General features: G+C 43.4%; 32 protein-coding genes. 17 read left to right on the top strand and 15 right to left on the bottom strand.

Features of this window, described 5'->3' with window-relative positions:
* Positions 1-17: 17 nt before the first annotated feature.
* From DSL64_RS27315 to pdxR, 4 genes are all read right to left on the bottom strand, one after another.
* The gene (locus DSL64_RS27315; protein ID WP_115834144.1) at positions 18-512 is read right to left on the bottom strand and encodes a QcrA and Rieske domain-containing protein; all 495 of its coding nucleotides are present in this window, start codon (positions 510-512) and stop codon (positions 18-20) included.
* A gap of 45 nt (positions 513-557) precedes the next feature.
* Positions 558-1,991, bottom strand: a complete 1,434-nt coding sequence (locus DSL64_RS27310) for a hypothetical protein (RefSeq protein ID WP_115834143.1) — start codon at positions 1,989-1,991, stop codon at positions 558-560.
* The gene (locus DSL64_RS27305) at positions 1,972-2,541 is read right to left on the bottom strand and encodes an RNA polymerase sigma factor (protein ID WP_115834142.1); all 570 of its coding nucleotides are present in this window, start codon (positions 2,539-2,541) and stop codon (positions 1,972-1,974) included. The genes DSL64_RS27310 and DSL64_RS27305 overlap by 20 nt, the downstream gene beginning before the upstream one ends.
* Positions 2,542-2,985: 444 nt before the next feature.
* Positions 2,986-4,404, bottom strand: coding sequence for a MocR-like pyridoxine biosynthesis transcription factor PdxR (gene pdxR, locus DSL64_RS27300; protein WP_115834141.1), 1,419 nt, complete (start codon positions 4,402-4,404; stop codon positions 2,986-2,988).
* A gap of 235 nt (positions 4,405-4,639) precedes the next feature.
* Between pdxR and DSL64_RS27295 the strand changes: the two genes are divergently transcribed.
* Positions 4,640-4,873 (top strand): thioredoxin family protein, encoded by a 234-nt coding sequence (locus tag DSL64_RS27295; RefSeq protein WP_115834140.1) that lies wholly within the window; start codon positions 4,640-4,642, stop codon positions 4,871-4,873.
* 58 nt (positions 4,874-4,931) lie between these two features.
* Positions 4,932-5,504 carry a MarR family winged helix-turn-helix transcriptional regulator gene (locus tag DSL64_RS27290; protein ID WP_158547989.1) on the top strand — a complete coding sequence of 191 codons (573 nt, stop codon included), beginning with the start codon at positions 4,932-4,934 and terminating at the stop codon, positions 5,502-5,504.
* Between the two features lie 96 nt (positions 5,505-5,600).
* On the opposite strand, the gene DSL64_RS27285 is transcribed toward DSL64_RS27290, so the two are convergent.
* Together DSL64_RS27285 and DSL64_RS27280 are read right to left on the bottom strand one after the other, a co-directional pair.
* Positions 5,601-6,491: a dihydrodipicolinate synthase family protein gene (locus DSL64_RS27285; RefSeq protein WP_115834138.1), complete on the bottom strand. Its 891-nt coding sequence runs from the start codon at positions 6,489-6,491 to the stop codon at positions 5,601-5,603.
* A 62-nt stretch (positions 6,492-6,553) separates the two neighbouring features.
* On the bottom strand, positions 6,554-7,036 hold the full coding sequence (locus DSL64_RS27280; RefSeq protein WP_115834137.1) for a cupin domain-containing protein: 483 nt from the start codon (positions 7,034-7,036) through the stop codon (positions 6,554-6,556).
* A gap of 186 nt (positions 7,037-7,222) precedes the next feature.
* On the opposite strand from DSL64_RS27280, the gene DSL64_RS27270 reads away from it, so the two are divergent.
* Positions 7,223-7,765: a hypothetical protein gene (locus DSL64_RS27270; protein WP_115834135.1), complete on the top strand. Its 543-nt coding sequence runs from the start codon at positions 7,223-7,225 to the stop codon at positions 7,763-7,765.
* 17 nt (positions 7,766-7,782) lie between these two features.
* Here the strand turns inward: DSL64_RS27270 and DSL64_RS27265 are convergent, their stop codons facing one another.
* Entirely contained in the window at positions 7,783-8,418 is a 636-nt protein-coding gene (locus tag DSL64_RS27265) for an NUDIX hydrolase (protein ID WP_115834134.1), read from the bottom strand.
* A gap of 135 nt (positions 8,419-8,553) precedes the next feature.
* Positions 8,554-9,621, bottom strand: a complete 1,068-nt coding sequence (locus tag DSL64_RS27260; protein WP_115834133.1) for an SDR family oxidoreductase — start codon at positions 9,619-9,621, stop codon at positions 8,554-8,556.
* A 237-nt stretch (positions 9,622-9,858) separates the two neighbouring features.
* Here DSL64_RS27260 and DSL64_RS27255 point away from each other — a divergent pair, with 237 nt between their 5' ends.
* A complete protein-coding gene (locus tag DSL64_RS27255; RefSeq protein ID WP_115834132.1) occupies positions 9,859-10,443 on the top strand; it encodes a Crp/Fnr family transcriptional regulator in 585 nt (194 codons plus the stop codon).
* A gap of 63 nt (positions 10,444-10,506) precedes the next feature.
* Here the strand turns inward: DSL64_RS27255 and DSL64_RS27250 are convergent, their stop codons facing one another.
* Positions 10,507-10,962, bottom strand: coding sequence for a ferritin-like domain-containing protein (locus tag DSL64_RS27250; protein WP_115834131.1), 456 nt, complete (start codon positions 10,960-10,962; stop codon positions 10,507-10,509).
* A 223-nt stretch (positions 10,963-11,185) separates the two neighbouring features.
* On the opposite strand from DSL64_RS27250, the gene DSL64_RS27245 reads away from it, so the two are divergent.
* The 3 genes from DSL64_RS27245 (at position 11,186) to DSL64_RS27235 (ending at position 12,395) form a co-directional block, all read left to right on the top strand.
* Positions 11,186-11,641 (top strand): hypothetical protein, encoded by a 456-nt coding sequence (locus tag DSL64_RS27245; RefSeq protein WP_115834130.1) that lies wholly within the window; start codon positions 11,186-11,188, stop codon positions 11,639-11,641.
* Positions 11,642-11,649: 8 nt separating this feature from the next.
* Positions 11,650-11,844 carry a hypothetical protein gene (locus DSL64_RS27240; protein WP_115834129.1) on the top strand — a complete coding sequence of 65 codons (195 nt, stop codon included), beginning with the start codon at positions 11,650-11,652 and terminating at the stop codon, positions 11,842-11,844.
* A 122-nt stretch (positions 11,845-11,966) separates the two neighbouring features.
* The gene (locus tag DSL64_RS27235) at positions 11,967-12,395 is read left to right on the top strand and encodes a response regulator (protein ID WP_115834128.1); all 429 of its coding nucleotides are present in this window, start codon (positions 11,967-11,969) and stop codon (positions 12,393-12,395) included.
* Between the two features lie 50 nt (positions 12,396-12,445).
* On the opposite strand, the gene DSL64_RS27230 is transcribed toward DSL64_RS27235, so the two are convergent.
* Positions 12,446-12,823, bottom strand: coding sequence for a winged helix-turn-helix transcriptional regulator (locus DSL64_RS27230; protein WP_115834127.1), 378 nt, complete (start codon positions 12,821-12,823; stop codon positions 12,446-12,448).
* 98 nt (positions 12,824-12,921) lie between these two features.
* Here DSL64_RS27230 and DSL64_RS27225 point away from each other — a divergent pair, with 98 nt between their 5' ends.
* Positions 12,922-13,662 (top strand): SDR family NAD(P)-dependent oxidoreductase, encoded by a 741-nt coding sequence (locus tag DSL64_RS27225; RefSeq protein ID WP_115834126.1) that lies wholly within the window; start codon positions 12,922-12,924, stop codon positions 13,660-13,662.
* 82 nt (positions 13,663-13,744) lie between these two features.
* Here the strand turns inward: DSL64_RS27225 and DSL64_RS27220 are convergent, their stop codons facing one another.
* The gene (locus tag DSL64_RS27220; RefSeq protein ID WP_115834155.1) at positions 13,745-14,137 is read right to left on the bottom strand and encodes a winged helix-turn-helix transcriptional regulator; all 393 of its coding nucleotides are present in this window, start codon (positions 14,135-14,137) and stop codon (positions 13,745-13,747) included.
* 96 nt (positions 14,138-14,233) lie between these two features.
* Here DSL64_RS27220 and DSL64_RS27215 point away from each other — a divergent pair, with 96 nt between their 5' ends.
* The 6 genes from DSL64_RS27215 to DSL64_RS27190 all read left to right on the top strand — a co-directional run bounded on the left by DSL64_RS27215 (position 14,234) and on the right by DSL64_RS27190 (position 19,221).
* Complete coding sequence (locus tag DSL64_RS27215; RefSeq protein ID WP_115834125.1) at positions 14,234-14,764, top strand: NAD(P)H-dependent oxidoreductase; 531 nt, start codon at positions 14,234-14,236, stop codon at positions 14,762-14,764.
* A gap of 145 nt (positions 14,765-14,909) precedes the next feature.
* The gene (locus DSL64_RS27210; RefSeq protein WP_115834124.1) at positions 14,910-15,209 is read left to right on the top strand and encodes an ArsR/SmtB family transcription factor; all 300 of its coding nucleotides are present in this window, start codon (positions 14,910-14,912) and stop codon (positions 15,207-15,209) included.
* 21 nt (positions 15,210-15,230) lie between these two features.
* Positions 15,231-16,337, top strand: a complete 1,107-nt coding sequence (locus DSL64_RS27205) for an NADH:flavin oxidoreductase (protein ID WP_115834123.1) — start codon at positions 15,231-15,233, stop codon at positions 16,335-16,337.
* Between the two features lie 202 nt (positions 16,338-16,539).
* Entirely contained in the window at positions 16,540-17,532 is a 993-nt protein-coding gene (locus DSL64_RS27200) for an SDR family NAD(P)-dependent oxidoreductase (RefSeq protein WP_115834122.1), read from the top strand.
* An 84-nt stretch (positions 17,533-17,616) separates the two neighbouring features.
* Positions 17,617-18,441, top strand: a complete 825-nt coding sequence (locus DSL64_RS27195) for a helix-turn-helix domain-containing protein (protein ID WP_115834121.1) — start codon at positions 17,617-17,619, stop codon at positions 18,439-18,441.
* Positions 18,442-18,447: 6 nt separating this feature from the next.
* Complete coding sequence (locus DSL64_RS27190) at positions 18,448-19,221, top strand: methyltransferase domain-containing protein (RefSeq protein WP_115834120.1); 774 nt, start codon at positions 18,448-18,450, stop codon at positions 19,219-19,221.
* Between the two features lie 22 nt (positions 19,222-19,243).
* On the opposite strand, the gene DSL64_RS27185 is transcribed toward DSL64_RS27190, so the two are convergent.
* Both DSL64_RS27185 and DSL64_RS27180 read right to left on the bottom strand, forming a co-directional pair.
* Complete coding sequence (locus DSL64_RS27185) at positions 19,244-19,771, bottom strand: 2'-5' RNA ligase family protein (RefSeq protein ID WP_115834119.1); 528 nt, start codon at positions 19,769-19,771, stop codon at positions 19,244-19,246.
* Positions 19,772-19,823: 52 nt separating this feature from the next.
* Positions 19,824-21,218 (bottom strand): carboxylesterase family protein, encoded by a 1,395-nt coding sequence (locus DSL64_RS27180; RefSeq protein ID WP_158547988.1) that lies wholly within the window; start codon positions 21,216-21,218, stop codon positions 19,824-19,826.
* Positions 21,219-21,281: 63 nt separating this feature from the next.
* Between DSL64_RS27180 and DSL64_RS27175 the strand changes: the two genes are divergently transcribed.
* Complete coding sequence (locus tag DSL64_RS27175) at positions 21,282-21,539, top strand: hypothetical protein (RefSeq protein ID WP_115834117.1); 258 nt, start codon at positions 21,282-21,284, stop codon at positions 21,537-21,539.
* A gap of 39 nt (positions 21,540-21,578) precedes the next feature.
* Here the strand turns inward: DSL64_RS27175 and DSL64_RS27170 are convergent, their stop codons facing one another.
* Positions 21,579-22,370, bottom strand: coding sequence for a TspO/MBR family protein (locus DSL64_RS27170; protein ID WP_115834116.1), 792 nt, complete (start codon positions 22,368-22,370; stop codon positions 21,579-21,581).
* Positions 22,371-22,628: 258 nt separating this feature from the next.
* Here DSL64_RS27170 and DSL64_RS27165 point away from each other — a divergent pair, with 258 nt between their 5' ends.
* Together DSL64_RS27165 and DSL64_RS27160 are read left to right on the top strand one after the other, a co-directional pair.
* On the top strand, positions 22,629-24,299 hold the full coding sequence (locus DSL64_RS27165) for a mechanosensitive ion channel family protein (protein ID WP_115834115.1): 1,671 nt from the start codon (positions 22,629-22,631) through the stop codon (positions 24,297-24,299).
* A 132-nt stretch (positions 24,300-24,431) separates the two neighbouring features.
* Positions 24,432-24,821, top strand: coding sequence for a RidA family protein (locus DSL64_RS27160; RefSeq protein ID WP_115834114.1), 390 nt, complete (start codon positions 24,432-24,434; stop codon positions 24,819-24,821).
* A gap of 47 nt (positions 24,822-24,868) precedes the next feature.
* Here DSL64_RS27160 and DSL64_RS29060 read toward each other — a convergent pair whose 3' ends face one another.
* The gene (locus DSL64_RS29060; RefSeq protein WP_115834113.1) at positions 24,869-25,057 is read right to left on the bottom strand and encodes a hypothetical protein; all 189 of its coding nucleotides are present in this window, start codon (positions 25,055-25,057) and stop codon (positions 24,869-24,871) included.
* Positions 25,058-25,170 lie beyond the last annotated feature (113 nt).

Here is a 25,170-nt window from a genome sequence, read left to right as displayed (position 1 = left end):
AGACTAAATAAATATGTTTACACTGTTACGGTTAGCGTGTTTCCATCTGCTGAAGCCGATGCTTTGTAGGCTTTCAGGGCAGTTGTGGCCGGGCCTTGTTCCACAGCACCTGTCAAAGAAAACTCAGAGGAGTGGCTGGAACAGAAAAGGTCATTTTGCTGGCTGCGGTAACGGAGCGTAGTCCCTTCATGTGTACAAATTTTTGACAGCGCCACGTAACCGTTAGAACTTGTGAAAGCAACGAGAACATCTCCGATTACCTCAAACGATCCTGCGGTTTTTAGTTTAGAGTAAGTGCTGTTTGTCAGATCTACCGTAAAATTGATATTGTTTCCGGAAGTTGTTCCACTCACACCCGAACCTCCGCCAGTGGACGGATCTGGATCGTCCTGTTTGGAACCGCAGGAACTCATGGTGGTGCCAAGGCAGTAAAAGGCCATCAGTGTTGCAGAACTAAGCCCGAGGCTTCTGAGAAATTCCCCCCTTTTCATTGTTTCTTCTTTAGTTTTCATAGTGATATAATTGATTAGTTAGTGACAATAAAGAAGAGAGGAGACCTAACGATTAAAAATAGGCGTGTATCGAACAGACAGCCACATACCAGTGGTAATCAGGTTCACTTTTCCATAACCCACACCTTTCAGGGGAAGCTGAATGTAGGGCTCAGCCATGATCGATAATTTGTTCGAGATTCTGTGTTCGTAGCCCACAGACGCATTCAGGTGACTTAGCCAGAACCAACCCGTTTTCCCTTCCCAGCCAGACATTTGTCCGTGTACGTACTGCTCGTAATTATATATATATTTCTCCTTCTGAACGTAATAGGAACTCATTGCCGCTCCTGCGAACCAGCGTGAACGAGGTTTCTGAATTAGATCATACCGGAACCCGACTGGTACTTCAAACATTGTGCAGGTTCCATCTACGGCATATGGAGTATTGATATTCGTTACATATTTACTGAGTGCGTATTCACTGGCACCGGCTCTGTAGTCTTTTACACTCCTCACGATACCCGTCTGCAAATAGAGTTTTGGCAAAATACTGTATTCAAGCATCAGCGAAACAGCAGCACCGGGTTTTGAAAAATCCTTTAAACCTACTGTCGTCATATCGGGGGAGTAGCCAAACCGGACAGCCAGCTTTGGTGAAAGATCCCGTACTGATGCTACAGTCGGTTGAGGATCATTCTGCGGAATTTCTACATCCGGAAGAGCCAAAGATGTATTCTGGATAATAGACGAACTCTCTATATGGCTGATTAACAGGGTTGATCTCGGATTGCCGGAGTTCAGTTCATCTGAACCATTTGCTGTATTCTCTTTTGCAGATACGTCATTTATATGCTGCTGATTGCCTGAGCTGTTGTTCTGTTTATCTATATCTGCCCGTTTCGAAATTGTTTGTTTTGTCAGATGCTGCTCTTCAAACACCTCCCGTTCTGTGAGATCGTTCTGTAAAGAGGGCGTCTTCTTCTGTTTTATCTGGTATACATCTGAGAATACGTTTGTATCGCGTCGGTTGTTGCGGTATGTGTTTGTCTTACCGGTTTTTCCTTCTCTTTCATTACTTTTTTCACTATTCGAGTTGGCAATACCTAAAACAGTTTCCGGCTTGTTCTCTTCTTTAGAATGGTTAAGTTCTCGATCTTTTCTACCAACCAGCTCCGGTATCACAGCATTTGAATCAGCGGTTTGCTTCACTTCTGCAGGGTACCTGTTTAACTTTGATTTTGTAACCCGTGTATCACTAAACGTTGCTGTCAGCTCGTCAGAGCTGTCAAGCATGTAATAGGCTATTCCTGCCGGAATTAGTAACCCAAGCATAGCCAGAGGCCACCATTTTTTTAGCCAATAAAGCGGAGTTTTTCCATCATGCCTGTCCAGTCGCTTACGCAAAGCATTCCAGTCTTCGGGCTCATAAATGGGATCAAACTCTTCGGACGACTTTCTGAAGAGTTTGTCCAGTTCGTCATCTGGCAACTCTGTCATAATTGTCAGTGTTAATTTTAGATAATAGTTCTCTAAGTTTTTCTCTCGCCCGGGATAAGTTGGATTTAGATGCTCCCGGCGTAATATTCAATTGTTCAGCTATCTCATCATGTGTATAGCCATCAATTACATACAAGCTGAAAACGAGTCGGTAAGCGGGTGTCAGGTTTTGAATGAGGGCTACCAGTTCTTCATAAGCCAGTTTGCTGATTACCGCTTCCTGTACGGGAAACTCTGCCGCCACCTCTTCATGCACAAAAATGTCTTTTCCTACTTCCTGCCTGTAATAATCAATGGCCGTGTTGATCATGATTCTGGCAAGCCAGGTTTTGAATGGCCTTTGCCTGTCGAAACTTTCAAGCTTCGTGAAGACTTTGTAAAAACCATCATTCAGTATTTCCCTGGCCTCATCCTTGTTTTTTGAATACCGCAAACAAATCCCCATAGCGTACCCGTACAGCTGTCTGTAGAGCAACTCCTGGCTTCGGCGGCTGCTTTTCAGACAGCCATCGATCAGTTCATCAATAGCTGCGGAGTTTGATCCGGGCATGTTTAATCACTTTTTGATACAGATACGGAGAAAATGATCCAAGGGTTGCGCGGCGTGTAAAAATTTATGAAAAAAGTGTGAGGTGCGAATTGAGAGTTAATCATGCATTGATGGGGTAGGAGATGTTCAACCCCTACAGGGTTGCGGATTTTCCGGACAATCACGTCTGCCACCGGATTAAGATCCGGCGCTATTCATATTGAAGCCCTCCGGGCTTCGCTTTTGAATTTGAAAAAGGATGTGAATAGTGAATCTGGATATTCATCAAGGAAAGTTTCTTCGAAAGAAGTTTTAATCAGAAGTCGTAGAATTCAAATAATCTGAAGCCTTGTGGTTCAATACGAATAGCTCCAGGTAAAATCTGGTGTGTTTTATTTTTTATCAGGTATCCTTAACCCCATAGTGTGTTGAACAATTATTCTGCCTCACCAGCATAACTGTTCCCTAATCCACATGCCTCGCCAAATGCATAATTCCTTCTCTTAAATCATTTTCAGGAAGCGAACCGTAGCCAAGTCGTATTCCATTGAGAGCGGGATCATGACCAAAATGATCGGGTGTAAGAATTTTAATTCCACTCGCCGCCATTTTTACGCTCACCTTTTGCCAGTCTACTTTCCGGTTAGGCTCAATCCAGAATGCAAGACCGCCTTCGGGAACGGAAAAAGTGACTTTGTCTTTAAGATATTGATTGAGAAGTGATACGGTAAAATCTCTTTTGGCTCTGTAGTGACTGGTTGCTCTTTTAATGTGTCTCTTGATTGTGCCGTCATTGATAAGTTGTAATACAGCTTGTTCCATAATACCATCTCCCTGTACATCAATGATTTTTCGCAACGTACCAATCTTGCTGATTAGCTCTGTATCCTGGCTTGTGAGATAGCCGATTCGTAGTGCCGGCGCCACAACCTTACTCATCGTGCCAATGTAGACGTAGTTGCGAAGCTCCGGAAAACTGCAAATGGGTAAAATCGGGCGGTACCCAAAATGAAACTCATTGTCGTAATCGTCTTCTATAATTGTAAATCCGTATTCATTTGAAAGTCTGATCAGTTCAAGCCGTCGTTTTAAACTTAATGTAACCGTCGTTGGATATTGATGATGAGGTGTGGTGTAGAGTGCACGGACTTTATGTTTTTTCAGATATGAAATCACGTCGCTGATCACCAGTCCCTCTTTATCTACGCTGACTGGAAGAAGGCTGGCACCGGCGTCTTCGAATGCTTTCCATGCAGGTTGATATCCCGGGTTTTCCACCATTACGAAATCTCCTTTTTGGCATAAGCATCGGGCTGTGAGGTACATTGCCATCTGGCTACCCCTGGTCACGCATACCGAATTTGAATTAACCTGCATACCACGCTGATGATTCAGCATCCGGACAATGGCTTCGATGAAATCTGTCTGGCCGAATTCATCGGTGTAACCCATCATTTGCCAGCGTGCATTCTGGTTGAATATCTGACGGTATCCCCGAGCCAGTTCTGTTACCGGAGCAATTTTACTATCCGGATAACCATCGTCAAAAACGATCCGGAAATTTCGTTTTTCAGGTTCAGTGTCAACCGAGGTAATGCTGCTACTGCGTGGTTTGGAGAAGTCGGGCAGTTTATCTGCGACAAAGGTTCCTTTCCTTTCTTTTGACAAGATCCATTCTTCGTTGAGCAGCACGTTTAATGCTTCCACGATCGTGTTTCGGTTTACATGAATCATGTCAGCAAGACTCCTGCTCCCCGGCAGAACATCACCACTTTTCAATCTGCCCGACTGAATGTTTTCAATGATAGCATCTGCGATTTGCAAATAAATGGCCTTTTCTGACTTATGATCAACTCGGATCTCCAGTTTCCATGGTCTGAGCATTGGACTACCTCGCTTGGTTAAAAATGTGTTGCTATTGCAGTCCAAAGCTACAATTCTTTGGATGCATCGCAAGGTTGGTGAATTTGATTTTCAGAAGATTGTGGAAAGGTACAGCTACAGGCAGATGTGAAGATAGTCCAGTATTTTCAAATCAAAATAGTCCAGCTGATATCGTTAGGAGTCCTCACTAAGTTTGAACCGGCAATGACGCCACAGCAGTTAAAAACAGAAAACAATGAGCAAGTCAATTTTTTACCACGCAGGTTGCCCTGTGTGTGTAAGCGCAGAAGAAGAAATTATTAATCTGATTGGTGCAGATCAGGTTGAGGTTGTGAATATCGGAGAAGACCGCAGTCGTATTGGAGAAGCGGAAACAGCCGGCATCAAATCTGTACCTGCTTTGGTAACACCAAATGGCAACGTACTTCATATTAATTTTGGCGCTTCATTGGCAGATGTTAAGGGTTGAGAATTATATGGCCGGCGGAATTTTCGCCGGCTTTTTTTTACTGCTAACATTTCATAAAATGGCTGACAGGGATAAAAGTATCATCGTTGCACTCGCACGTGTTGCACATGCTTTCCAGGTTCTGCTTCGCAATGAGACAAAGACGTCTTCCCTCAGTCCTATACAGATCCAAATTCTGGTTTTTCTGATTTCTCATCCACACCGGAAATGCAGTGTGAGCACTCTGGCTCGGGAGTTTGATTTGACCAAAGCCACCATAAGTGACAGTGTAAGATCACTTTTTGAAAAATCCCTGATTGAAAAGGCAGAAAGTCATTTGGATGTGAGAAGCTATACCATAACTCTTACTGAGAAAGGCAGGCAAATGGCAATGGAGGCTTCCGATTTTGTGCATCCATTTCAAATGCTCGTCAGTAATTTACCGGAAAGGCAAAAAGAAGCGATGTATGATGGTCTTGTCAGCATGATACATGAGCTACATCGTATGAAAATTATTGGCGTTCAGAGGATGTGTTATACTTGTAATCACTATGAACATCATCGTAGCAGACATTACTGCAAATTACTGGAAACCATACTGGAAAATCACAAAATTCAACTTGACTGCGAAGAGCATTCAGCGATTGGTTAAACTACTATTTTTGAAATCTTCTCTTTCATATAATGTACTAAAACTGCCTCACAGTCCTATGCTCAGTGAGACAGCTTTAGTTATATATTACTCCGCTTAGGAAACCAATTCCTGTTCTCTCAGAATGCGATTCAGTTCGGATATTTCCTGATTTGCAAGCGGTTGTAAAGGTGCTCGCAAATGTCCTCCTTCTTCTCCGAGAATGTTCAGTCCTGCCTGAATAGCTCGGGGCAAACCCTTGTTGACGATAAACCGCAGCAAGTCCAGCTGTTGCAGAAAGAGATTTTGCGCCGATCCGAAATCGTTGTTTTGTACTGCCTCGTACAAACTCAGATTCAACTCAGGGATCAGATTCGGAGCGGCTGTACACCATCCGTTTGCCCCTGCAGCAAAAGCAGCGAGCGCCAGGGGATTGGAGCCGTTATAGAATGCCACATCCTCGCCCAATTCTCTTTTCAGCAGGTGCATACGCTGCACATCTCCGGTGCTCTCCTTGATCATCGTAACGTTCGGAATTTCCAACAGTCTCTTCAACAAGGTCGGAGACATATCTACTCCACCTGTAGCAGGATTATTATAGGCCATAATCGGTATGGAGATTTTCGACGCTACTGCATCATAATGTCTGACAATCTCATTGTCGGTAAGCTTCCAGTAACTCATTGGTATGATCATTACAGCGGTAGCTCCGGCTTTTTCAGCGAATTTTGCATGGTAAATGGTTCTTTCTGTGGTCAGATTTGATACACCTACCAAAGTGGGAATACGATCTGCCACTTGCTGAATGCAAGCTTCGGTGATGGCTTGTTTTTCTGCGTCATTTAGGTAAGGTAATACACCTGTGCTGCCCAGAGGAGCGATTGCGTGTGAACCGGAAAGAACGAGGCGTTCTGTAAGCTTTTTAAACAGCACGAGGTCCACCTGTTCGTTTTGATCGAATGGGGTAATAGGATACGCAATGATCCCTTTCAAAGGAACATGATTCATTGTTTATGAAATTTAAAAGTGAGTAAGTCCTCCGACCGGAGGACTCAGAGTAGATGCTATACTTACAGGTCCCGGCCTTCTTCTTCCCGCAGCGCCACACCCAGATTCTGAAGTTGCGGAGCATTTTCACATGCTATGTATTTGGCAGATTCAGTATTGCTTAAATTTTGATGTCTGTGCCAGGCCCAGGAAGGAATATATACCGCGTCGCCCTTTTCCCATTCAATTTTTTCATCTTCTATTTCTGTGTAACCTTTTCCTTCCAACACGTACAATACCGTTTCATACGTATGACGGTGTCTGTTTGTCAACTGACCGGGGAGCAGTCCGCCGATGGTCATACTCACATTTTTGCTGGGAAGATCCACAAAGAAAACCGGGTGTTTCCGCTCAGTTGAGAACTGATTATGTTCACCTGCATTTTCCACATTTTTATGGATCAGGTAAGCTGGTTTCTGAAACTGTGGTCGGGCAAATGTCTGGTGAAAGTCTTTTGAACTAAACTGTTTTTGATCGTGCTGAGATTCAATTGCTGTGATTTCCATGATTGAAGTATTTAGGTTTCTGCGTTATTGCAAGACAAAAGTAGGATCGATTTGGACTGCTATGGTGGTGCAGATTTTACATAACTTACTGGTCCAGTTGTGTGATGGTAACAATACCTTAAAACAAGATATGGCGATTTTACAGCTTGCGCGCCTACATTTGATGTTCTCACCAATGAGCTGATTATGCGTGTATTGTTTGTAGTGCTGATGATGTTTTCAGGTATTCCACTGGCAGTTGGTCAGGGACATTTTGAGGTAGAAGTCGACCCCATTGCCTACATTTTTAAAGGATATTCCTTTCATGCCGGATACCAGACGGGACATTTTCGCTTTAATGCAGGAACATTTGCAATAACGCAGCCAGATTTTTTTACATCCGACGACAGGTATACCATTCGTAACGGAGGATTCGGAATAAAGGCAGATTATATTTTCAGGAAAAGCAAAGGACTTTTTGTTGGACTGCAGTCTGATTATGGAAATGATAAAGTCAGATTCGATCAGACAGAAGAGGCGAAAGAGCACAGTGGGATCAATCTGGGTTTAAGGACGGGCTATAGATTTATGTTTGGTAAGAAGGAAAAGGAATACAGGGGCCTCTACCTGGTTCCCTGGGTGGCACTGATCTACACGCCCGATTCTCCCACTTTACAGTTTAGCCATGGCCCTTATGATTTTGGCTCATGGCTTGTTTTTCCTACTGTACACTTGGGATACAGATTTTGATTGACTTTTAGGTCCTTTCAATCACACAATGCAGGCAAGCCGGGGTTGAGGGCGATTTCAATAACCGTTTGCAATTGCGACAACGTTACGCGATTGGTTGAGAGAGGTAAAGCAGAAAGTTCGTTGGTTCTGATCCAGGAGGCATCACCCGTTTCTATGGTATCGGCGAGCAGCTCTCCACCTGTTACCTCACAAAGAATAAAAAATTTATAAACGTACCATGGCTGTGGAGGATGTGGATGCATCTTTTTATCGAAAACAGCCAGCAATCTTGTGGGTTTCACCTGCAAGCCTGTTTCTTCAAAAACCTCCTTTTGTGCAACTTCGAAAGGTGTATAACCTACGTCGCCCCATCCGCCTGGTAGTGTCCATTTGTTATGATCTACCTTTTCCTGAACCATGAGCAGCTGTGCTTCGGTGTTGAGAACCACTGCTCTGATATCCACTTTGGGTGTCTGATAGCCCATGTCAGAAGGGATTAATTCTATCATTTTTTCGAGAGGTACATCGCATAAGGTGGCAAGAATCTCCTGACTTATCGCCCGTATTTCAACATATCGTTCCTTATCATACTCATTCTGAGTGAAAGCCAGGCCGTTTTCTGCTAATGCGTTTAGCCGCTGTGCGTATCCAAGTAAATTGCTGGAAGTCATAAGTTATTAATATGATTATTCTTCGTCGTTCGTAAGATAACAAACTTAACAATATTGTATTTCAAAGTGCCGGCAGGCTGTCATTTTTTAGATGGTTTAAAGAAAAAAGCTGCCCTTTTGAGGCAGCTCATCTCTCTATGGAATCAGATTTTCATCCCTCAGCTGTTGAAACAAATTAAAGAAAGAGTCCCTTGTGTCCTGATAACCCGTGAATCCCAACTTACGACTTTTGGCCATGTCTGTCATCACTTCCAGAGGACGTCCAAGATCCAGATCGGTATGCCATGCAGAAGCCAGGCGGTTCATTTCTTTTTCCCTGAGGTTATATTTAACCGCTATGGTATTCCAAGAATCAGCGTCATTTGCCATTTCTTTCTCCAATGGGCGCATGACTCCATCAAAATCTGACGCCTCCACGTCGAACCAGTCCGCAATTTGGTGCCATAGCCATTTCCACCGGAACACATCTCCATTGGCTATATTGAAAGCTTCATTTTGAGCAGCTTGCGTGGTAGCTGCCCAGATCATCTGTTCTGCCAGTATCCCCGCATCTGTGACGTCTGATATCCCGTTCCATTGCTCAGCGGATCCCGGGAAATGAAAAGGTCTGCCGGTTTCTTTGCATATTGTTGCATAGGTGGCCAGAGTTGTACCCATATTCATCAGGTTGCCAACTGCTTTCCCGATCACTGTATGAGGCCTGTGAATGCTCCAGGTAAATCCGTCCCGCTTTGCTGCGGCATACACTTCATCTTCCTGCGCATAGTAGAAATTTTCCAGTTTCAGTCTGGGATGTTCTTCACGGACAGGTGTTTCGGGCAATGTACCCGCTTTGGCGTATGCCTCAAAAGGTCCCAGATAATGTTTTAATCCTGTTACCAGTGCAACATGTTGAATAGACTGTTTGGAAGAAAGACAATCAAGCAGATTGCGTACAAGGGTACTGTTGATACGTATGTTTTCGGCCTCTGTATCATTACGCATCCAGGTTGTGAAAAAAACGTGAGTTGGGGAAATTGCTTCCAGTTTCTCGGCCAGATCCTCGGGATTTAAAAGGTCTGCCGAAATGGATCGAAGTCCATGAATCCCATTGCCCGGATTACGGGACAAACCATAAGTTGTCCATCCTTTGTCAATCAGTTTTTCGGCAAGATTACTTCCTGTTATTCCGGTAGCTCCCACTACCAGCGCAATATTTGTCATACTGTTTTTTGTTTTGTTAAAATAGAAAACGGATCGAAGAGGACTAATCAAACTGTAGTGTTAATGAGGTTCGACGCCCTCTCTTCATTGCTTCACAAAGGTACCCTGGTCATTAAGGTTACGGATTGACCTGTGTCAACTAAGGCACTTGATCTGTGTCAAGTGGTAAGGTCTGGTTCATTATTGTCCCCATCGGGCGGAAAAATCTATCTTTGTATTTCGCAATACAATGGAGTTATGATTGAAGTGCTTTTCAGCCATATTGAAGCAAAGGTCTCACTGACCGACAACGACAGGGAAATGATTACATCATTTTTCGTCCCAAAAAAACTAAGGAAGCGACAATATCTTTTGCAGGAAGGTGATGTGTGTAAAAACCTGACTTTTATAGCGAAAGGACTTATTCGCACTTACAATGTAGATGAGAAAGGTGATGAGCACATGAGTGTGTTTGGCTGGGAAGGGTGGTGGTTATCAGATTTTAACAGTTTTCTGACTGGAGAACCCGCTGTATTTAATATTGATGCAATTGAAGATTCGGAACTTCTGCTGATTTCCCGTGCTGATTACGAAGCCCTGACCCTGGCTGTTCCTGTTATGGACCGTTATTTCCGCATTCTGTATCAGAACAGTATTGTCACCAAGGAACGGCGTTTGATGAGTTCCATCACACATACTGCGGAAGAGAAATATGTGAAGCTCGCAGAGTCGAATCCCGAAATGATACAGCGTGTGCCTCAGAACCTGATTGCATCCTATCTTGGTATTGCGCCGGAGACACTCAGTAGAATAAAAAAGAATCTGGTACAGAGGAAGTTGTGATGTTCTTAAATACAAAAAGCTGCCCTGTTGAGAGCAGCTTTTTGTAAACTAATTGTACTAAAATCAAACCTTTGCCGCATCGCGGAGTGCTTTGATCTGATCATGTGCCGAATTGATTCCAATTGCCTGACTGCGGATGGTCTCAGATGCATCGAACGGAAGATTTTCGTCTGTCAGCGCATTCTGATAAGCTTTTTTAATAGCATCTTCGCCGCGTTCTGCTTCAGACAAAATACCCGCTCTGTCACTACCTCCGAAGATGGATTTAACATCAATCCAGACACGGTGTAAAGTTCCGCTGACACTGGTTCCTGTTTCCACTTCTTCAACAGATCCTACGATGGCGGAAAGTTCCTGACCATACTTCCGGCTTTGTTCAGCATATCCCTGAAACAATTCTTTCAGATCGATATTTTCGCTGTTGATATCTGCAATTGCTTTCTCAAAACCGGCTACGCGGTCGTTGTTTATTTCGATTAGTTCATTGATTACACTGGTTGCATTTCCTGTAGTTGCCATAATGTTCTTAGTATTTGTTGTTGGTTATAATGTGTTTTGAATTGCTTGCTGTATCAATATCATGCCAGAAGAAAATGGGGTATGCGGGAAATTGGACGGATGCCGGACAATTATTTACAGGCACAGAAATTGTATTTTAATTCTTAAGTTTTCGCATTATCTGCGGCAACAACAGAAATCATCACCATTAACACTCTTATAACACTCTTAATCATACAAAACCATGGCCAATACAGTAGTTGCAATTTTTGATGAGATCGAAAGTGCACGTCAGGCAGAGAGATATCTTTTAGAGAAGGGTTATTTACAATCAGAAATTACTTTAAAAACAGCAGTATACAAGGAGCAACCGGAAGGAGATCCCGAAGAGGCGCATGAGCCTGATGTACTGGAGGGAATCAGATCATTTTTCAGAAAACTGTTTGGTGAAGACGATTATCAGGTAACGACCTATCACAGGGCCAGTCATAACCGCACCATTGTAACAGTGCATACCACCAGTGACGATGATGCTGAACATGTAGTGAGCGTTCTGGATGGCTATGGCGCACTCAATGTACATGAAACTGCCGGAAGCTATCATCCGGAAAGTGATGATTTGGCAACGGAGTCACGTGCAGCGGAGATAAAAAGCCGTATTGTACGTCGGTTTCCGGATAATGGAGAATCCGTTAACTGATCTGGTAAATGGAGAAAATTGAGCTTGAAGTAAAAGAAGATGGGGCTACAAAGCTTGCTGTCGCGGATGAAGAGATTCTAGAAATGATTCCCGATGCGGACATGCGCTTTACCTTGCTTATTTTAAAAGACGGCAGCAAGCATTTTGTGAAAGGAACAGAGCAGGAAATCCGTAATCTGCTGAGTGATCAGAAAGACAAATGAAATAGCGTACTTTCTGGCGGTTATGGATTGTGCCTGGTTTAAGTTCTGGCTTACCTGATAATTCCCGCCAACCTGTTGGCTTGAATTTTGTATAATCATAATTACATCAATATAAGTAGGCCATGAACAAGAATGGGGCAATTATTATCATCGAGGACGATCAGGATGACCAGTTGCTGCTGGAGCAGGTATTCAACGAACTTGACTATTCCAACGAACGCGTCTACTTTCCTGATGGTGCGGCAGCTCTGGATTATCTGAACGGTCAGATTCCATTGCCATTTCTGATCCTTTCGGACATCAACTTACCCAAGCTGGATGGCCTTGAACTCAGAAGGAAGTTGAAAAATAACGCAGATCTTAACCTGAAGTGCATTCCTTATCTTTATCTGACCACTGCGCTGAATCATCAGCTGGTTGTTGATGCATATAGTACCTCAGCCCAGGGATTCTTTGTCAAACCCAGTACCTATTCTGAGATTAGGGATACGATGAAACGCATCATGGAATATTGGCAAAAATGTGCCGCACCGAATAATTTTGAGCAGTAATCTACCTACGCAGATTCTACACATTACCATGAAAAGGCCTGGTAATAATTTTACTCAGCCGTTTCGGTAGTGTGTAATTGTACTAAACTCCTGTGCATATTACCCCAATCGGACATCGTAGCTAACACTGATTTCATCGTTAGTCCCAGTTGGGTCATTTCATATTCAACACGTGGCGGTACCTCGGGATATACCTTTCGTTCAATAATACCGTCACTCTCTAATTCGCGGAGCTGAGCTACCAGCATTCTTTCAGATATACCTTCTATTGATTTTTTTAGCTCGCCGTAGCGCATAGTGCCGTGCATGAGTCTGCATAGTATTGCTGGTTTCCAGCGTCCACCCAATACGCCAAGTGTGTAGGCCATACCACAACTGTCGATGATCATTTTTTCATTCAAAGCATTCGTGGAAGTGTATTTTCTCATTTCTTACTTTTTTGTTGGTACCTAACAATTTGCTGTATGCTTACAAATATAAAGCAACTGCTGTAGGTTTGCAGCACAATTAAAAAGAAAATGATTTTATGAAAAAGTTAGAAAGTAAAATTGCACTGGTTACCGGAGGAAGCAGGGGAATAGGCGAGGCTATTGTGCGACGACTGGTTGCCGAAGGAGCAAAGGTCGCCTTCACGTATGCACGTTCTGCAGGGAAGGCATTGGCCTTGGAATCTGAAATTAATGCCTCGGGTGGAACAGCATTAGCAATCGCTGCAGACAATGCTGTGGCCACAGACGTGATAAAGGCAGTAAACCATACCGTTGAGACTTTTGGAGGATTGGATATTCTGGTTAATAACGCCGGTATCTATATCGGCGGAGAATTTGCCGGACACAGCATTGAAGATTATGATCAGATTATGGATGTAAACGTGAAAGCCATTTATATAGCCGCACTTGAATCCGTAAAGCATTTGAAAGCGGGCGGGCGGATTATCACCATTGGAAGTAACATGGCAGATAATTCTATGGGACCGCAGGGAACGCTGTATACCATGAGTAAATCGGCCCTGCAAGGCTTGACCCGCGGGTTGGCCAGGGACCTTGGTCCAAAAGGCATTGCCGTTACCCTGGTTCAGCCTGGCCCTGTTGACACTGATATGAATCCGGCTGATAGTCAGCTTGCCGATTTTCTCCGTGGCAGAATGGCTATTCCGCAGTATGGTACAGGTGAGGATATTGCCGGTCTTGTTTCATTTCTGGCAAGTGAAGAAAGTAAGTATATTACCGGTTCCTGGATTACGATTGATGGTGGTCTAAATGCCTGATTCAGTGTAAGAAAGGCGGCTAAAAAAACGGTTTGGATAACTGTTTTTTTAGCCGCCTTTTTGTTTTGCAAAAAGCATATTATTAAATCTGAACCGCGTGATCGGGATGTGATGTGTTGTTTACCAGCGCCTTATGTTTATCTCCCCATTGTTCAAGCTGGGCAATAATCGGTTTCAGATCGTAGCCTATTTCTGTCAGCTCATATTCCACCTTCGGCGGCACTTCGGGATACACCGTCCTTTTGATGATCTGGCTTTGCTCCAGTTTGCGAAGTTGCAGCGTAAGCATTCTTTCGGTGATATTGGGAAGTACTTTTTTAAGTTCACTGAACCGGAGCTTTCCGTTCATTAGCCACGAACAAATAACCAACACCCATTGGCCTCCGACAATGTTTGTAGCATATGCTTCCGGACATTCATCGCCCAACGCTTTTCTGTTGGCCGAATTCGTCGATGTTTCCTTTATTTTTGACATACTTACATTTTTTATAGTACCTAACATCTGGTAGCTAACACACGAATTTGAAGTTATGGGTTTTATGTTTGCAAACAACAAATATAAAATCATAACATGAAAACATTAGTGATTGTCATTCACCCCGACATCCGGAATTCGTCGGTCAATAGAAGGTGGATAGAAGAAATTAGTAAATATCCCGACAAGTATGTTGTTCATCAGCTTCATGAAGCATACCCTGATGAGCGAATAGATGTTTTGTATGAGCAGCGGTTGATTGAACAATTTGACAAGATTGTCTTTCAGTTTCCCTACTATTGGTTCAATTGTCCGGCTTTGTTCAAGAAGTGGCTCGATGAAGTGCTGACACATGGATGGGCGTATGGTAGCAAAAGCGGCTATAAGCTTGCCGGTAAGAAAATGGCTCTTGCTATTTCTCTCGGCGTGGATGAGCACGAGTTGTCCCGTGATGAGAAGTATAAATATACCCTGAATGAACTCACGCGTCCCTTCGAGCTGAGTTTTGAGTATGTAAAGGCAGACTACCGTCCGTTTTTTGCCTACTACGGTATAGAATTTAACTCTTCAACAGAATGGATTGAAAAAAGTGTTCAGCCCTATCTGAATTTTCTTGATGCGCTTTAAGAGGCCGCATAGCGTATTATTTCCTTTCTCTACACCTGGTTCTTTGGGTACGAATCCTGATTTTTCTTAAAATTTTTCCGAAGCACTGAACGCAATCGCAACGAACGGCGTTAATTGGGATATCGGAAATAACCGATATCCCGATATGGAACAACTCGAAATTTTTAAGGCGCTTGCCAATACTACCAGACTCAATATCCTGCTTTGGTTGAAAGATCCGCAAGGCAGCTTTCCCGGTCAGGAAAAATATGGATTTGAACATGGTGTATGTGTAGGGCAGATTCAGCAGAAGGCAGGTTTGACGCAGTCAACTGTGTCAGAATATCTGGCTGTGCTTCAGCGGGCAGGACTTGTGAAAGCAACCAGGGTTGGGCAGTGGACCTACTACCAACGCAACGAGGAAGCATTTGCTGCGCTCAGCCAACTCATTCAACAAGAATTATAATTAACCAATAAGTCACTATTTATGAATACCGATAATTTGTTCAAGCCTTTCAATCTGAAATCGCTGAACCTGAAAAACCGTATCGTCATGGCTCCCATGACAAGATCATTCTCACCCAAAGGCGTGCCTACTGACCAGGTCGCAGCTTATTACCAGCGGAGAGCTGAAGGTGAAGTAGGACTGATCCTTTCAGAAGGAACCGTGATTGACCGTGTGGCTTCTTCTAATGACGAAAATATTCCACGTTTTCATGGTGAAAAATCCCTTGCTGGTTGGAAAAACGTGATTGACGGCGTACATGCTGCAGGTGGTGCGATGGGACCGCAGATATGGCACATGGGCGTGATGGACAATCATTATTCTGGTTGGCTTCCTGCCGGTCCGTTTGAAGGACCGTCGGGTTATGGAAAGCCTGGTGTAAAAAATGGGCAGGCCATGACCGACTCCGACATTGCAGATACGATTCAGGCTTTCGGGCGTGCAGCAGCCGACGCAAAAAGATTAGGTTTTGATACTTTGGAGCTTCATGGAGCACATGGTTATCTGATTGATCAGTTTTTCTGGGATCAGACCAACGATCGCACTGACCAATATGGTGGTAAAACGTTGGCAGAACGTACCCGTTTCGGTGTGGAGGTGATTAAAGAGGTTCGCAGACAAACAGGTGAAGATTTTGCTATCATTCTCCGATTATCTCAGTTTAAGCCAACCGCCTACGATAATAAACTTGCAAAAACACCTCAGGAAATGGAGGCTTGGCTGAATCCACTGGCTGAGGCTGGTGTCGACATTTTCCATTGCTCACAAAGAAGATTCTGGGAAGCGGAGTTTGAAGAGTCGGATCTGAACTTTGCCGGATGGGCGAAAAAATTGACAGGAAAACCTACTATCACAGTGGGGTCGGTAGGACTTACCGGCGAATTCCTTGCTGCATTTGCTGGTGAGAGTTCTCAGCCTAGTTCGCTGGATGAGTTGATGCGCCGTATGGATCGTGGCGATTTTGACCTGGTAGCAGTAGGTCGCCCGCTTTTATCTGACCCTTCGTGGGTGAAGAAAATCCACGAGCACCGTACTGACGAACTGAAAGGTTTCACCAAAGAGGCATTGGGTGAGTTGGTAATGGGCTAATCTTGATTGTTATCAGAATACCGGATTCTGACATGAACTGCCACACAGCAGTTTATGTCAGATTTTTTTTGTACGAAATCCTCCATTCCATTCGATAATTGTATGGTCTTTTGAACAAAGCTGATTCGGACGTTTAAACAAAATTGCTATCTCAGAGGGCTGGTACATTTGTCTCATTGAATCACTAAAACTTTTAGAAAACATGAGACAAAACAATGATATGGGAGCTTTGCAAAAGCCTGTAAATTCGGGATTTAGCGCTGCATCGATGGCAGCTGACGTAATTAAAAATATTGATCTTACAGGAAAGATTGCAGTAGTGACAGGTGGGAGTACAGGTATTGGTTTGGAAACGGTGAAGACACTGGCCGGTGCGGGCGCAACCGTGATCGTGCCTGCACGTGATATGCGCAAAGCAGCAAGAAATCTGTCAGGTATTGGCAACGTAGAACTTGCCGAAATGGACTTGATGCAGCCCGCTTCCATTGATGATTTTGTTGATTACTTTCTGGCTTCAGGCAGGCCGCTCCATCTGCTGATCAACAATGCCGGTATTATGTGGGTGCCACTACGATATGATACCCGTGGTATCGAATCTCAACTGGCTACTAACTATGTAGCTCAATTTCAGCTGACTGCTAAATTATGGCCTGCACTGAAACGGGCCGGAGGAGCCAGGGTTATCAATGTATCTTCCCAGGGGCATCAATTCGGTGATTTTGACTTCGAGGATCCCAATTTTGCTCACAGGCCATACGAAACATTGCAGGCCTACGGTCAATCCAAAACAGCCAGTAATTTGTTTGCGCTTGCATTGGACAATAGGGCGAAATACTATGGTGTGAGAGCCTATTCTTTACACCCCGGATCAATCGGAGGTACTGAATTAGGGCGGGAAGCTTCACTGGAAACCTTTCAAAAAATGGGTCTTGTGGATGAGCGTGGGAACCTGCTGCCAGAAGTTGCCGCCTCGCTGAAAACTATTCCTCAGGGTGCTGCGACTACTGTTTGGTGTGCCACGAGTCCTTTATTGGATCAGATAGGAGGTGTGTATTGTGAAGATGTTGAAGTGGCGGAATTATCGGTAGAAAAGGGTACATCCAAAGGTGTGAAAGCTTATTCGGTGGATGGTGAAAGTGCTGAACGTCTATGGGATTGGACAGAAAAAGTTACGGGCGTATCCTTCACATTGTGACCGGAAAGCTCCATGAAAAATACGGAGATGGGGAATATGTCCCTATCTTCGTCATGACGACTAATGTTTACCCATGAAAAAATAATGGAATATCAGGCGAAATATATCACCGAAGACATTAAGCTTTCATCTTATGATGATAAGTTTTTTAAGTCTGATATCATGTTTGAGCACCACATGCTGATCTGGTTTATCTCCGGTGAGACGAAGATTGTGCAGGCCGACGCTACCTACATTTTTGGTAAAGGAGATATTTTCCTGATTCCCAGAAACCAGCTGGCAACCATCGTAAATTATCCCAAAGATGGACAACCACACAAAACCGTTGTGATGCATTTGTCGAAAGACATGCTCCAGGCGTTTTACGCTGACCTTCAGGTGAAACCCAAACCAGTTTCTTCGACCAAAATATATTCGTTTAGCAATCACCCGTTACTTGAAAGTTGTCTGGCATCTCTGATTCCGTATTTCGATTTGGAGCATCTTCCACCAAATATTGCGACTTTGAAGCTCACCGAAGCAGTAACTATTCTCAGGACAATTGACAAGGATATTGACCAGGTGCTGACTAATTACGAAGAGCCGGGCAGAATTGATCTGGTGGGCTATATGGAGAAACATTTTATGTTTAATCTGCCGTTGGAAAAATTTGGCTATCTCACGGGCAGAAGTCTCACTACATTCAAGCGTGATTTTAGTAAGGCGTTCAATCTTACACCTCAAAGATGGCTTACACAAAAACGACTGGAGTTGGCACATTATCAATTTGTTGAAAAGAGAATGAAGCCAATCGACGTTTGTTATGAAACCGGCTTTGAAAATCTGTCACATTTTTCATTTGCCTTCAAAAAGCAATTTGGATACGCGCCGACGGAACTGTTGAATCAATTAGATGCAATAAAAAAGTAGATACTTATGCCGTGGAATCCTGAAATATATAATCAATTTAAGAATGTTCGTTATCAGCCATTTTTTGATCTGATGTCGTTGATCAGTGAAGGCGGCTTAAAGAAGGCGATAGATATTGGATGTGGAACTGGCGAACAGACTTCTATTCTTGCAGATAAATTTGAACAGGCAAGCTTCACCGGCATTGATGCATCGGCAGAAATGCTTCAGGGGAGTGGTGAATGGAGTCAGAAAAACCTGTTGTTCAGAATCTCAACTGTGGAGGATTTTATAGCATCGCATACAGAGGAAAAATGGGATCTTATTTTCAGTAATGCTGCTTTGCAGTGGTCGGACGATCATGCCCATCTGTTTCCTAAACTCATATCACTTTTAAATGAGGGCGGTCAGTTTGCGGTGCAGATGCCGGTACAGAATGAGAATAAATTGAACAAAATCCTCCTGGAACTGGCAAAAGAAGAACCTTATGCGAGCTATCTGGACCATTGGAAAAGGGAAACACCAATGCTCAGTATTGACGACTACGCGCAGATCATGTTTGAAGCCGGACTTCAGGATATTCAAATCGTTCAGAAGGTATATCCTATTATAGCGGATAGCGAAAAAACGCTTTTTGATTTTATCTCCGGTTCAGCGTTGATCCCGTATCTGGAGCGCTTGTCAAAAGAGCAGCAAGAACCTTTTGTGACCGAATACAAAAGCAGAATCAAAGATGAATTCGGAAGATTTCCTGCAATTTATGCATTTAAAAGATTGCTGCTTTACGGTAAAAAAGCGTAGAGTAAAAGTATCAGACGTACTTTTAAGGATTTTGATATACTGGTTCTTTTTGAATAAAATCGTACTGTGTCACAAACTCCCAGGGCCCACCCAGATACCTCCACAATTGAATTCCGGAAATGTGCAGGTCAAAGGGTTTGAAATTAACCATTAAAATTTGCTGCAATTCTTTAGCGACGGCAGGTTCCACTTTGTTTTGAATGGTTATATGGAAATTCCGTTTTTGTTTATCCTGATTGGTCAAGTGATCGTACCAGGATTGCTGAAGTTTTCCATGTATCCTGCTCAGTTCAGGGGACACAATTTTAAAAGCAGTTCCGAACCCAAGTGATACAATTGTTTCTGATTTTGCCTGAAAGGAATACTGCATGCTTGCCAATTCTTTCAGATCCGCTTTGATCCACGGCTCATTGGGCAATGCATGGAAAAGAGTCAGATGTGCATCGATGTAATTACGCTCTGGAGGAAAATGTTGCTTACGCAGACTATTGAAGTATTCCTGAGCCGACGAGTCGATGACGAAGGTAGCGATGAGCGGTTGGCTTTTCATGTTTAGATGTATTCATTGGAATTTTCCTTTTATCATTACTCTCATGCCAAGGCTATTTTCTCCTTTGAGCAAACAGCCAATCCCAAAGACCTGGTGTACCGCGCACCTGATCATCTATGTTATGCCCCAGCCCTGCGAATTCTGTATATCGAACATTGTGACCATTTTTTTTAAGCGCGCTTACCATTTTTCGGGATTCATTCACATTCACGAGTTGATCTTCACTGCCATGAAAAGCCCATATTTCAACGTCATTCATATTTTTGACCAGCCTTTCGTCCCCTTTTCCACAAACGGGAATGGCAGCTGCGAAAAGGTCCGGATGATTTCCGATAAAATGCCATGAGCCATATCCTCCGCCGGAAAGACCCAGCACGTAGCGTCGTTTAGGGTCAATACGGTATTGCTTTTCAAGTGATTGCATGAGTTCGGTAATTGACAAATCAATATCCGGACTCCACCAGGACTTTGCCACGGGGCATTGTGGTACAAGCAGGAAAGAGGGGTGGTTTCTACGCATGTTGTAGCCTGAAAGGAATGGAGCAAAAGAGCTTTCAACCTGTACAACATTGTCATTTCCATGCGCTCCTCCGTGATGAAGGCATAGCGCCAGTGGATATTTGGTCTCAGGATTATAATCGAACGGTAAAAATAGTCGGTATAGCAAAGTGTCGCCTTTGCTATTGGTGAAAATATGTGCTTCAAAGCGGCTGGCTACAGCAGTTTCTTTGGCTGTTGGTATTCTGGATATTGAGGGTGTAATACACTGCCTGTAGAGTTGAAGACCAGGGTAAACGGAAAAATATGTTACCAGGAATGCCAGAAAACCAATTGATATTTTGTGGAATAAGGTAAAGTGATGAGCAGATTTCAGTTTGCTGACCTCATCTGTGAAATTTGGAATAAGCAACCCAAAGGAAGCATTTGCAGCCAAACCAAGCCAAAAAGAAACTTGTGAAAGTGTAGATTGAAGTTGGTAATCTGCGCAGCAAAAATATACGATAATAATTACGACGTGTGTCGTTTGGAGAATAAGGAGTGTGATTCCAAATACTTTCAGCCACTTGCGTTCCCGGCTTGCTGACGTAATAATCGATGCTGTAAATAGTAACAAGCCTACCTGAAGTGCTGTAAATGAAATGTAGTACCAGTTTTCGAAACCCGGTTTTGTAAAGGCTTTATGGAGTATAATTGTGTGCGTCAGGTTTGTTAATGCCGCCAAGCATCCCGACCAAAAGCATAACCGGTATCTCTCATATCTGAAATAGAAGACTAATAGCGAAATGCAGAGAAGATAAATAATCCCATGATGCGTAGTAAACAGGGTAAATCCGGTTTGAGAATAAAGTCTGTCGCCCACCTTTAAATACATCAATGCAAGAAAAATATCCAGAGATATAAATGATAGTATCAGAATGATAATAGCGTAACACACGATTTTTTTCATGACCAGTTTCATTAATTGCAGATCCGAAATTAGGTAATCGTGCTGGTGTCTGATCGTTAAAAAATGTTATATCTAACCATTTCACCGGTTGTCGCAGCTAATAATTATAACGTTCGCAGTGACAAGCAAACTTTGGGAGTCAGTTACCTTGGTGAAATGGGTTACAAATGGATTAGTGTGTTCATGGTGTATTATCCCGACTACATTAGCCTGAAGTCATCCACATGGTCCGGAAAAGGAGATAAGCCGGGTGCAGGATTTATTGAAGGTAAAAGAGATAGAATCGGGTATATTTCCTTTGGGGTCAAGTTGGATCGGTAATCTGTTTTGCAGATGATTTTTTAGGGGGGAACATGCGGGCTACTTCCCAACCCGCTTAGGCAAACTAAAAAACTTTCCCCTATTCAGATAGGCGTGTACCCCTGCATTTAGCAATAACAAAAGTGTTGCTGCCGCTGCCGCGTAAAAAATGTCCTGCACTTTATGATGATTGGCGACAGCAACAGCTGCAATTCCCCATGCGCCGATCGCTGCGGATTCCCTAAGATTCCTGAACCATATCAAAAGGATATCAATAACCACCGCTGCCAGAATCATGATCAGAGTCCAGGTTTTGTCGGATAAGCCAAATCCGCTCCACTGAATTCTGGTGAGGTAGGCGGCTGTGTTAGCAATAAGCGCCACGCAAATCCAGCCCAGATACATGGCAAATGGCCACCATTCAAAGGCGACCCTTTTCAGCGGAATCAGATCCAGTTCCATTCGGGTTTTTAAAACAATGGCATACAAACTCGCCAGTAGCGATACCATCACCAATACAGAAAGCCCCGTGTAGTCATACAGCCAGCAGATAATCCAAAAACAGTTTGCAATACAGGATAAAACGAACAGCCATCCTATTTTCGTTACAACTGCATGTGGCTTAGCATTGCCAAAAAGGCCTTTTGCCTGGTAAATAATAAAACCTGCAAGTGCCAGATATATCACACCCCAAATGGAAAAAGCATATCCTGCAGGTGTGAAAAGGTTCTGGTACCTGGCTGAAACGGTAGCCATCGTACTGTTGTTGAACACACCTGTGTTGGATAGGTAATTCATTACAAGGGTTACCAAAAAGGCTAAAATATTGGAGATTTGTAATGTCCGGATCATGGGCGTTTTGTGTTATTGACTGGCTATATGGCGAAAATAATCATTATCTTCTCATGTAGAATATTAAAAGCATACCTGAGATTTTTCTTAAAATCAGGTGGACTGTCAATCGGCTGACTATCAGTGAACTCGTAATTCGGGATTGAATTTGATGTGCTTCATTATTTATTCCTGCCTACCTTTGACTATTGTTTCTATTCCCTGGGGATGCACCTGGCATAAATTTTACGGGAAGAGAATATCAATTACACCTTTATAATGCTGAATAAAAAAAAGAAAAACTTCACTGCTACACGTCTTCTGTTTGGATGCCTGATATTATTGCTGGCTCAGTTTCCATCTGCAGCTCAGATTCCGCTGATTTCCGGTGATACAACCAAAACACAACGCACGGTATACCCGCCGGATTCTTTGGGACGACGTTCTCCAAGGGGATCTATCGACGGGTTCATCAAAGCAAGCTATCAAAGTAATTATCAAAAAGCTGCACTTTACCTTCATCGTGGTGCGGGAATAACGAAGCGACAAACTGTGAGGCAGGCTAAAGCCTTACAAGCTGTGCTGGAAATGAACGGTCGTATTTATCCATATTCATGGATCAGTAATGATCCGGATGGTAAAACGGACGACAATCTTGGTCCTGAGCTGGACAGAATTGGTGCTGTAACCATCAATCACGCATCTTTCGATCTGATCCTGCAGCGCTATACAGATAAGGAAGGAAATCCTATATGGCTGTTTTCTGATCAGACCATAGAACAAATACCGCTGGATATAGAAGATCTGGAATCCGGGACTTTGATCAACAACATTTCACCGGCATTTTTACAGGTAACCAAATGGGGCGGTGTTCCGGCAGCGCATTGGATCGCGATTGTCTTATTGCTGATTACATCCTATCTGGTTGCTTTTGGCATTGCAAGACTTTTGATGTACCTGATACCCAAAGTTATCAGGAAGGCAGAGGGAGATCCTTATCCGCGGGTTATCAGGGCATTTTCAATACCTGCTCAGCTGTATGCAGCCATGACGCTCTTTACCTTTTTTAGCAGAGAAGCAGGGGTTTCTCTAGTAGTACGTCAGAGTTTCAGCAATCTCACACTTTTAGTGGGTATCATAGCAGTGATTTTGCTGATATGGCAACTTATCGACGTCACCGGTATTCTGACTGAGCAGAGGATGACCCGAAATCGTAACCAGTCTGCCGTTTCTGCCATTCTCTTTTTTAGAAGGGCACTCAAAATTGCACTGGCTATTATAGGAGTTATTGTGATTTTGGATACGCTTGGTTTCGATGTAACTACGGGGATTGCAGCACTCGGAATAGGTGGTATTGCGCTTGCTTTGGGTACGCAGAAAACTGTTGAGAACTTTGTGGGAAGTGTTACGCTTATTGCCGATCAGCCGGTAAGAGTTGGCGATTTTTGTAAGATTGGTGAAATTCTTGGAACGGTTGAAAGAATCGGAATGCGCGCTACGCAAGTGCGTACGCTTGACAGAACAATCATTACGATACCCAATGGCGAACTGTCGTCGCTCAAAATTGAAAACTACGCTTACCGCGAAAGGTTCTGGTTTCATCCGACTTTTTTCCTGCGCCCGGAAACCAGCCCGGATCAGATCCGGCAGGTCATTCAGGATTTGCGCAGGGTACTGCTGACTCATCCACGTGTCAATCCGGATCCTGCAAGAGTGCGCTTTACAGAAATTGGTCTGAATGGTGTGAAAATCGACATATTTGCCTATGTTGATACAGGCGAGATGAATATTTTTCTGGAAATACAGGAAGAGCTTTTGTTACAAATGATGGAGGTGGTGAAGGATTGCGGTACGCGCTTTATGTTACCTTCCCAAACACTCTACATGGGAAAAGACCAGGGAATGCCAGTAAAAGAAGGACCGATTATTTCGACAGACGAGGCTATGTAAAGATAGAATTCGAGGTCATTAGGAAATCTGTTAAGATAGATGGGCACCAACACGTTGCATCCTGGTTTGGGTTCTGAAGGGTTCGATTTGATGCAGAAGTTTTGGAATAGGTAATATTTTTATTAACACAGAATGCAGGAAAAAATAAAGATCATCAATACCAAAAATGCGGCTCCGGCGGGAGGACATTATGTACAGGCAACTGCATTTCAAAATCTGGTATTTATCTCCGGTCAGCTGCCTGTGAGGGCTGATGGAACGCACACATTTTCTGAGCCATTTGAAGTGCAGGCCAGACAGGCCATTAACAATCTGCTGGAAATTGTAAAGGAAGCTGGTAGTAACACATCACAAATTCTGAAAGTGACTGTGTATATTGTTGGTGTAGAATACTGGCCGGAGTTTAATAAAATATATGCTGAGATGCTGGGCGATGTTAAACCTGCAAGAGCCATAGTACCCGTTCCCGAGCTTCATCATGGCTATCTGGTGGAGATTGAAGCCATTGCAGTAGCAGTGTAACTAATATCTCGTAGTTAGTTCTTAAGCTCATTCGGTCATCTAAGCTGTCAATCTGTCGAAGCAATTTGCTGAAGTCTGTTCCGGCTGTGTATATTCTGCTCCTTCTCTTCTAACCTATCAAAATGATAATAGGCTATCATTCTGATAACGTAGGTAGGACTTTTAAGGCGAAATCTATCTTCGGGATTCCTGACAGTCAGTAACTTTTTGTCGGCAGGCAATTTTGGAATAATCATTTAGTAATTTGTGACTCTTAAACATATACATTAACCCGTTGGGTGAAATCAAGTAATCTGAATTTTAATATTGTTGATGTTCCTTTTAAATAAGTATTTGTTAATATATTGAA

It is taken from the genome of Dyadobacter luteus (assembly GCF_003383615.1).
Classification (GTDB): Bacteria; Bacteroidota; Bacteroidia; order Cytophagales; family Spirosomataceae; genus Dyadobacter; species Dyadobacter luteus.
The sequence above is the reverse complement of the archived record's forward strand: the minus strand, read 5'-3'. Positions and strand labels throughout refer to the sequence as shown.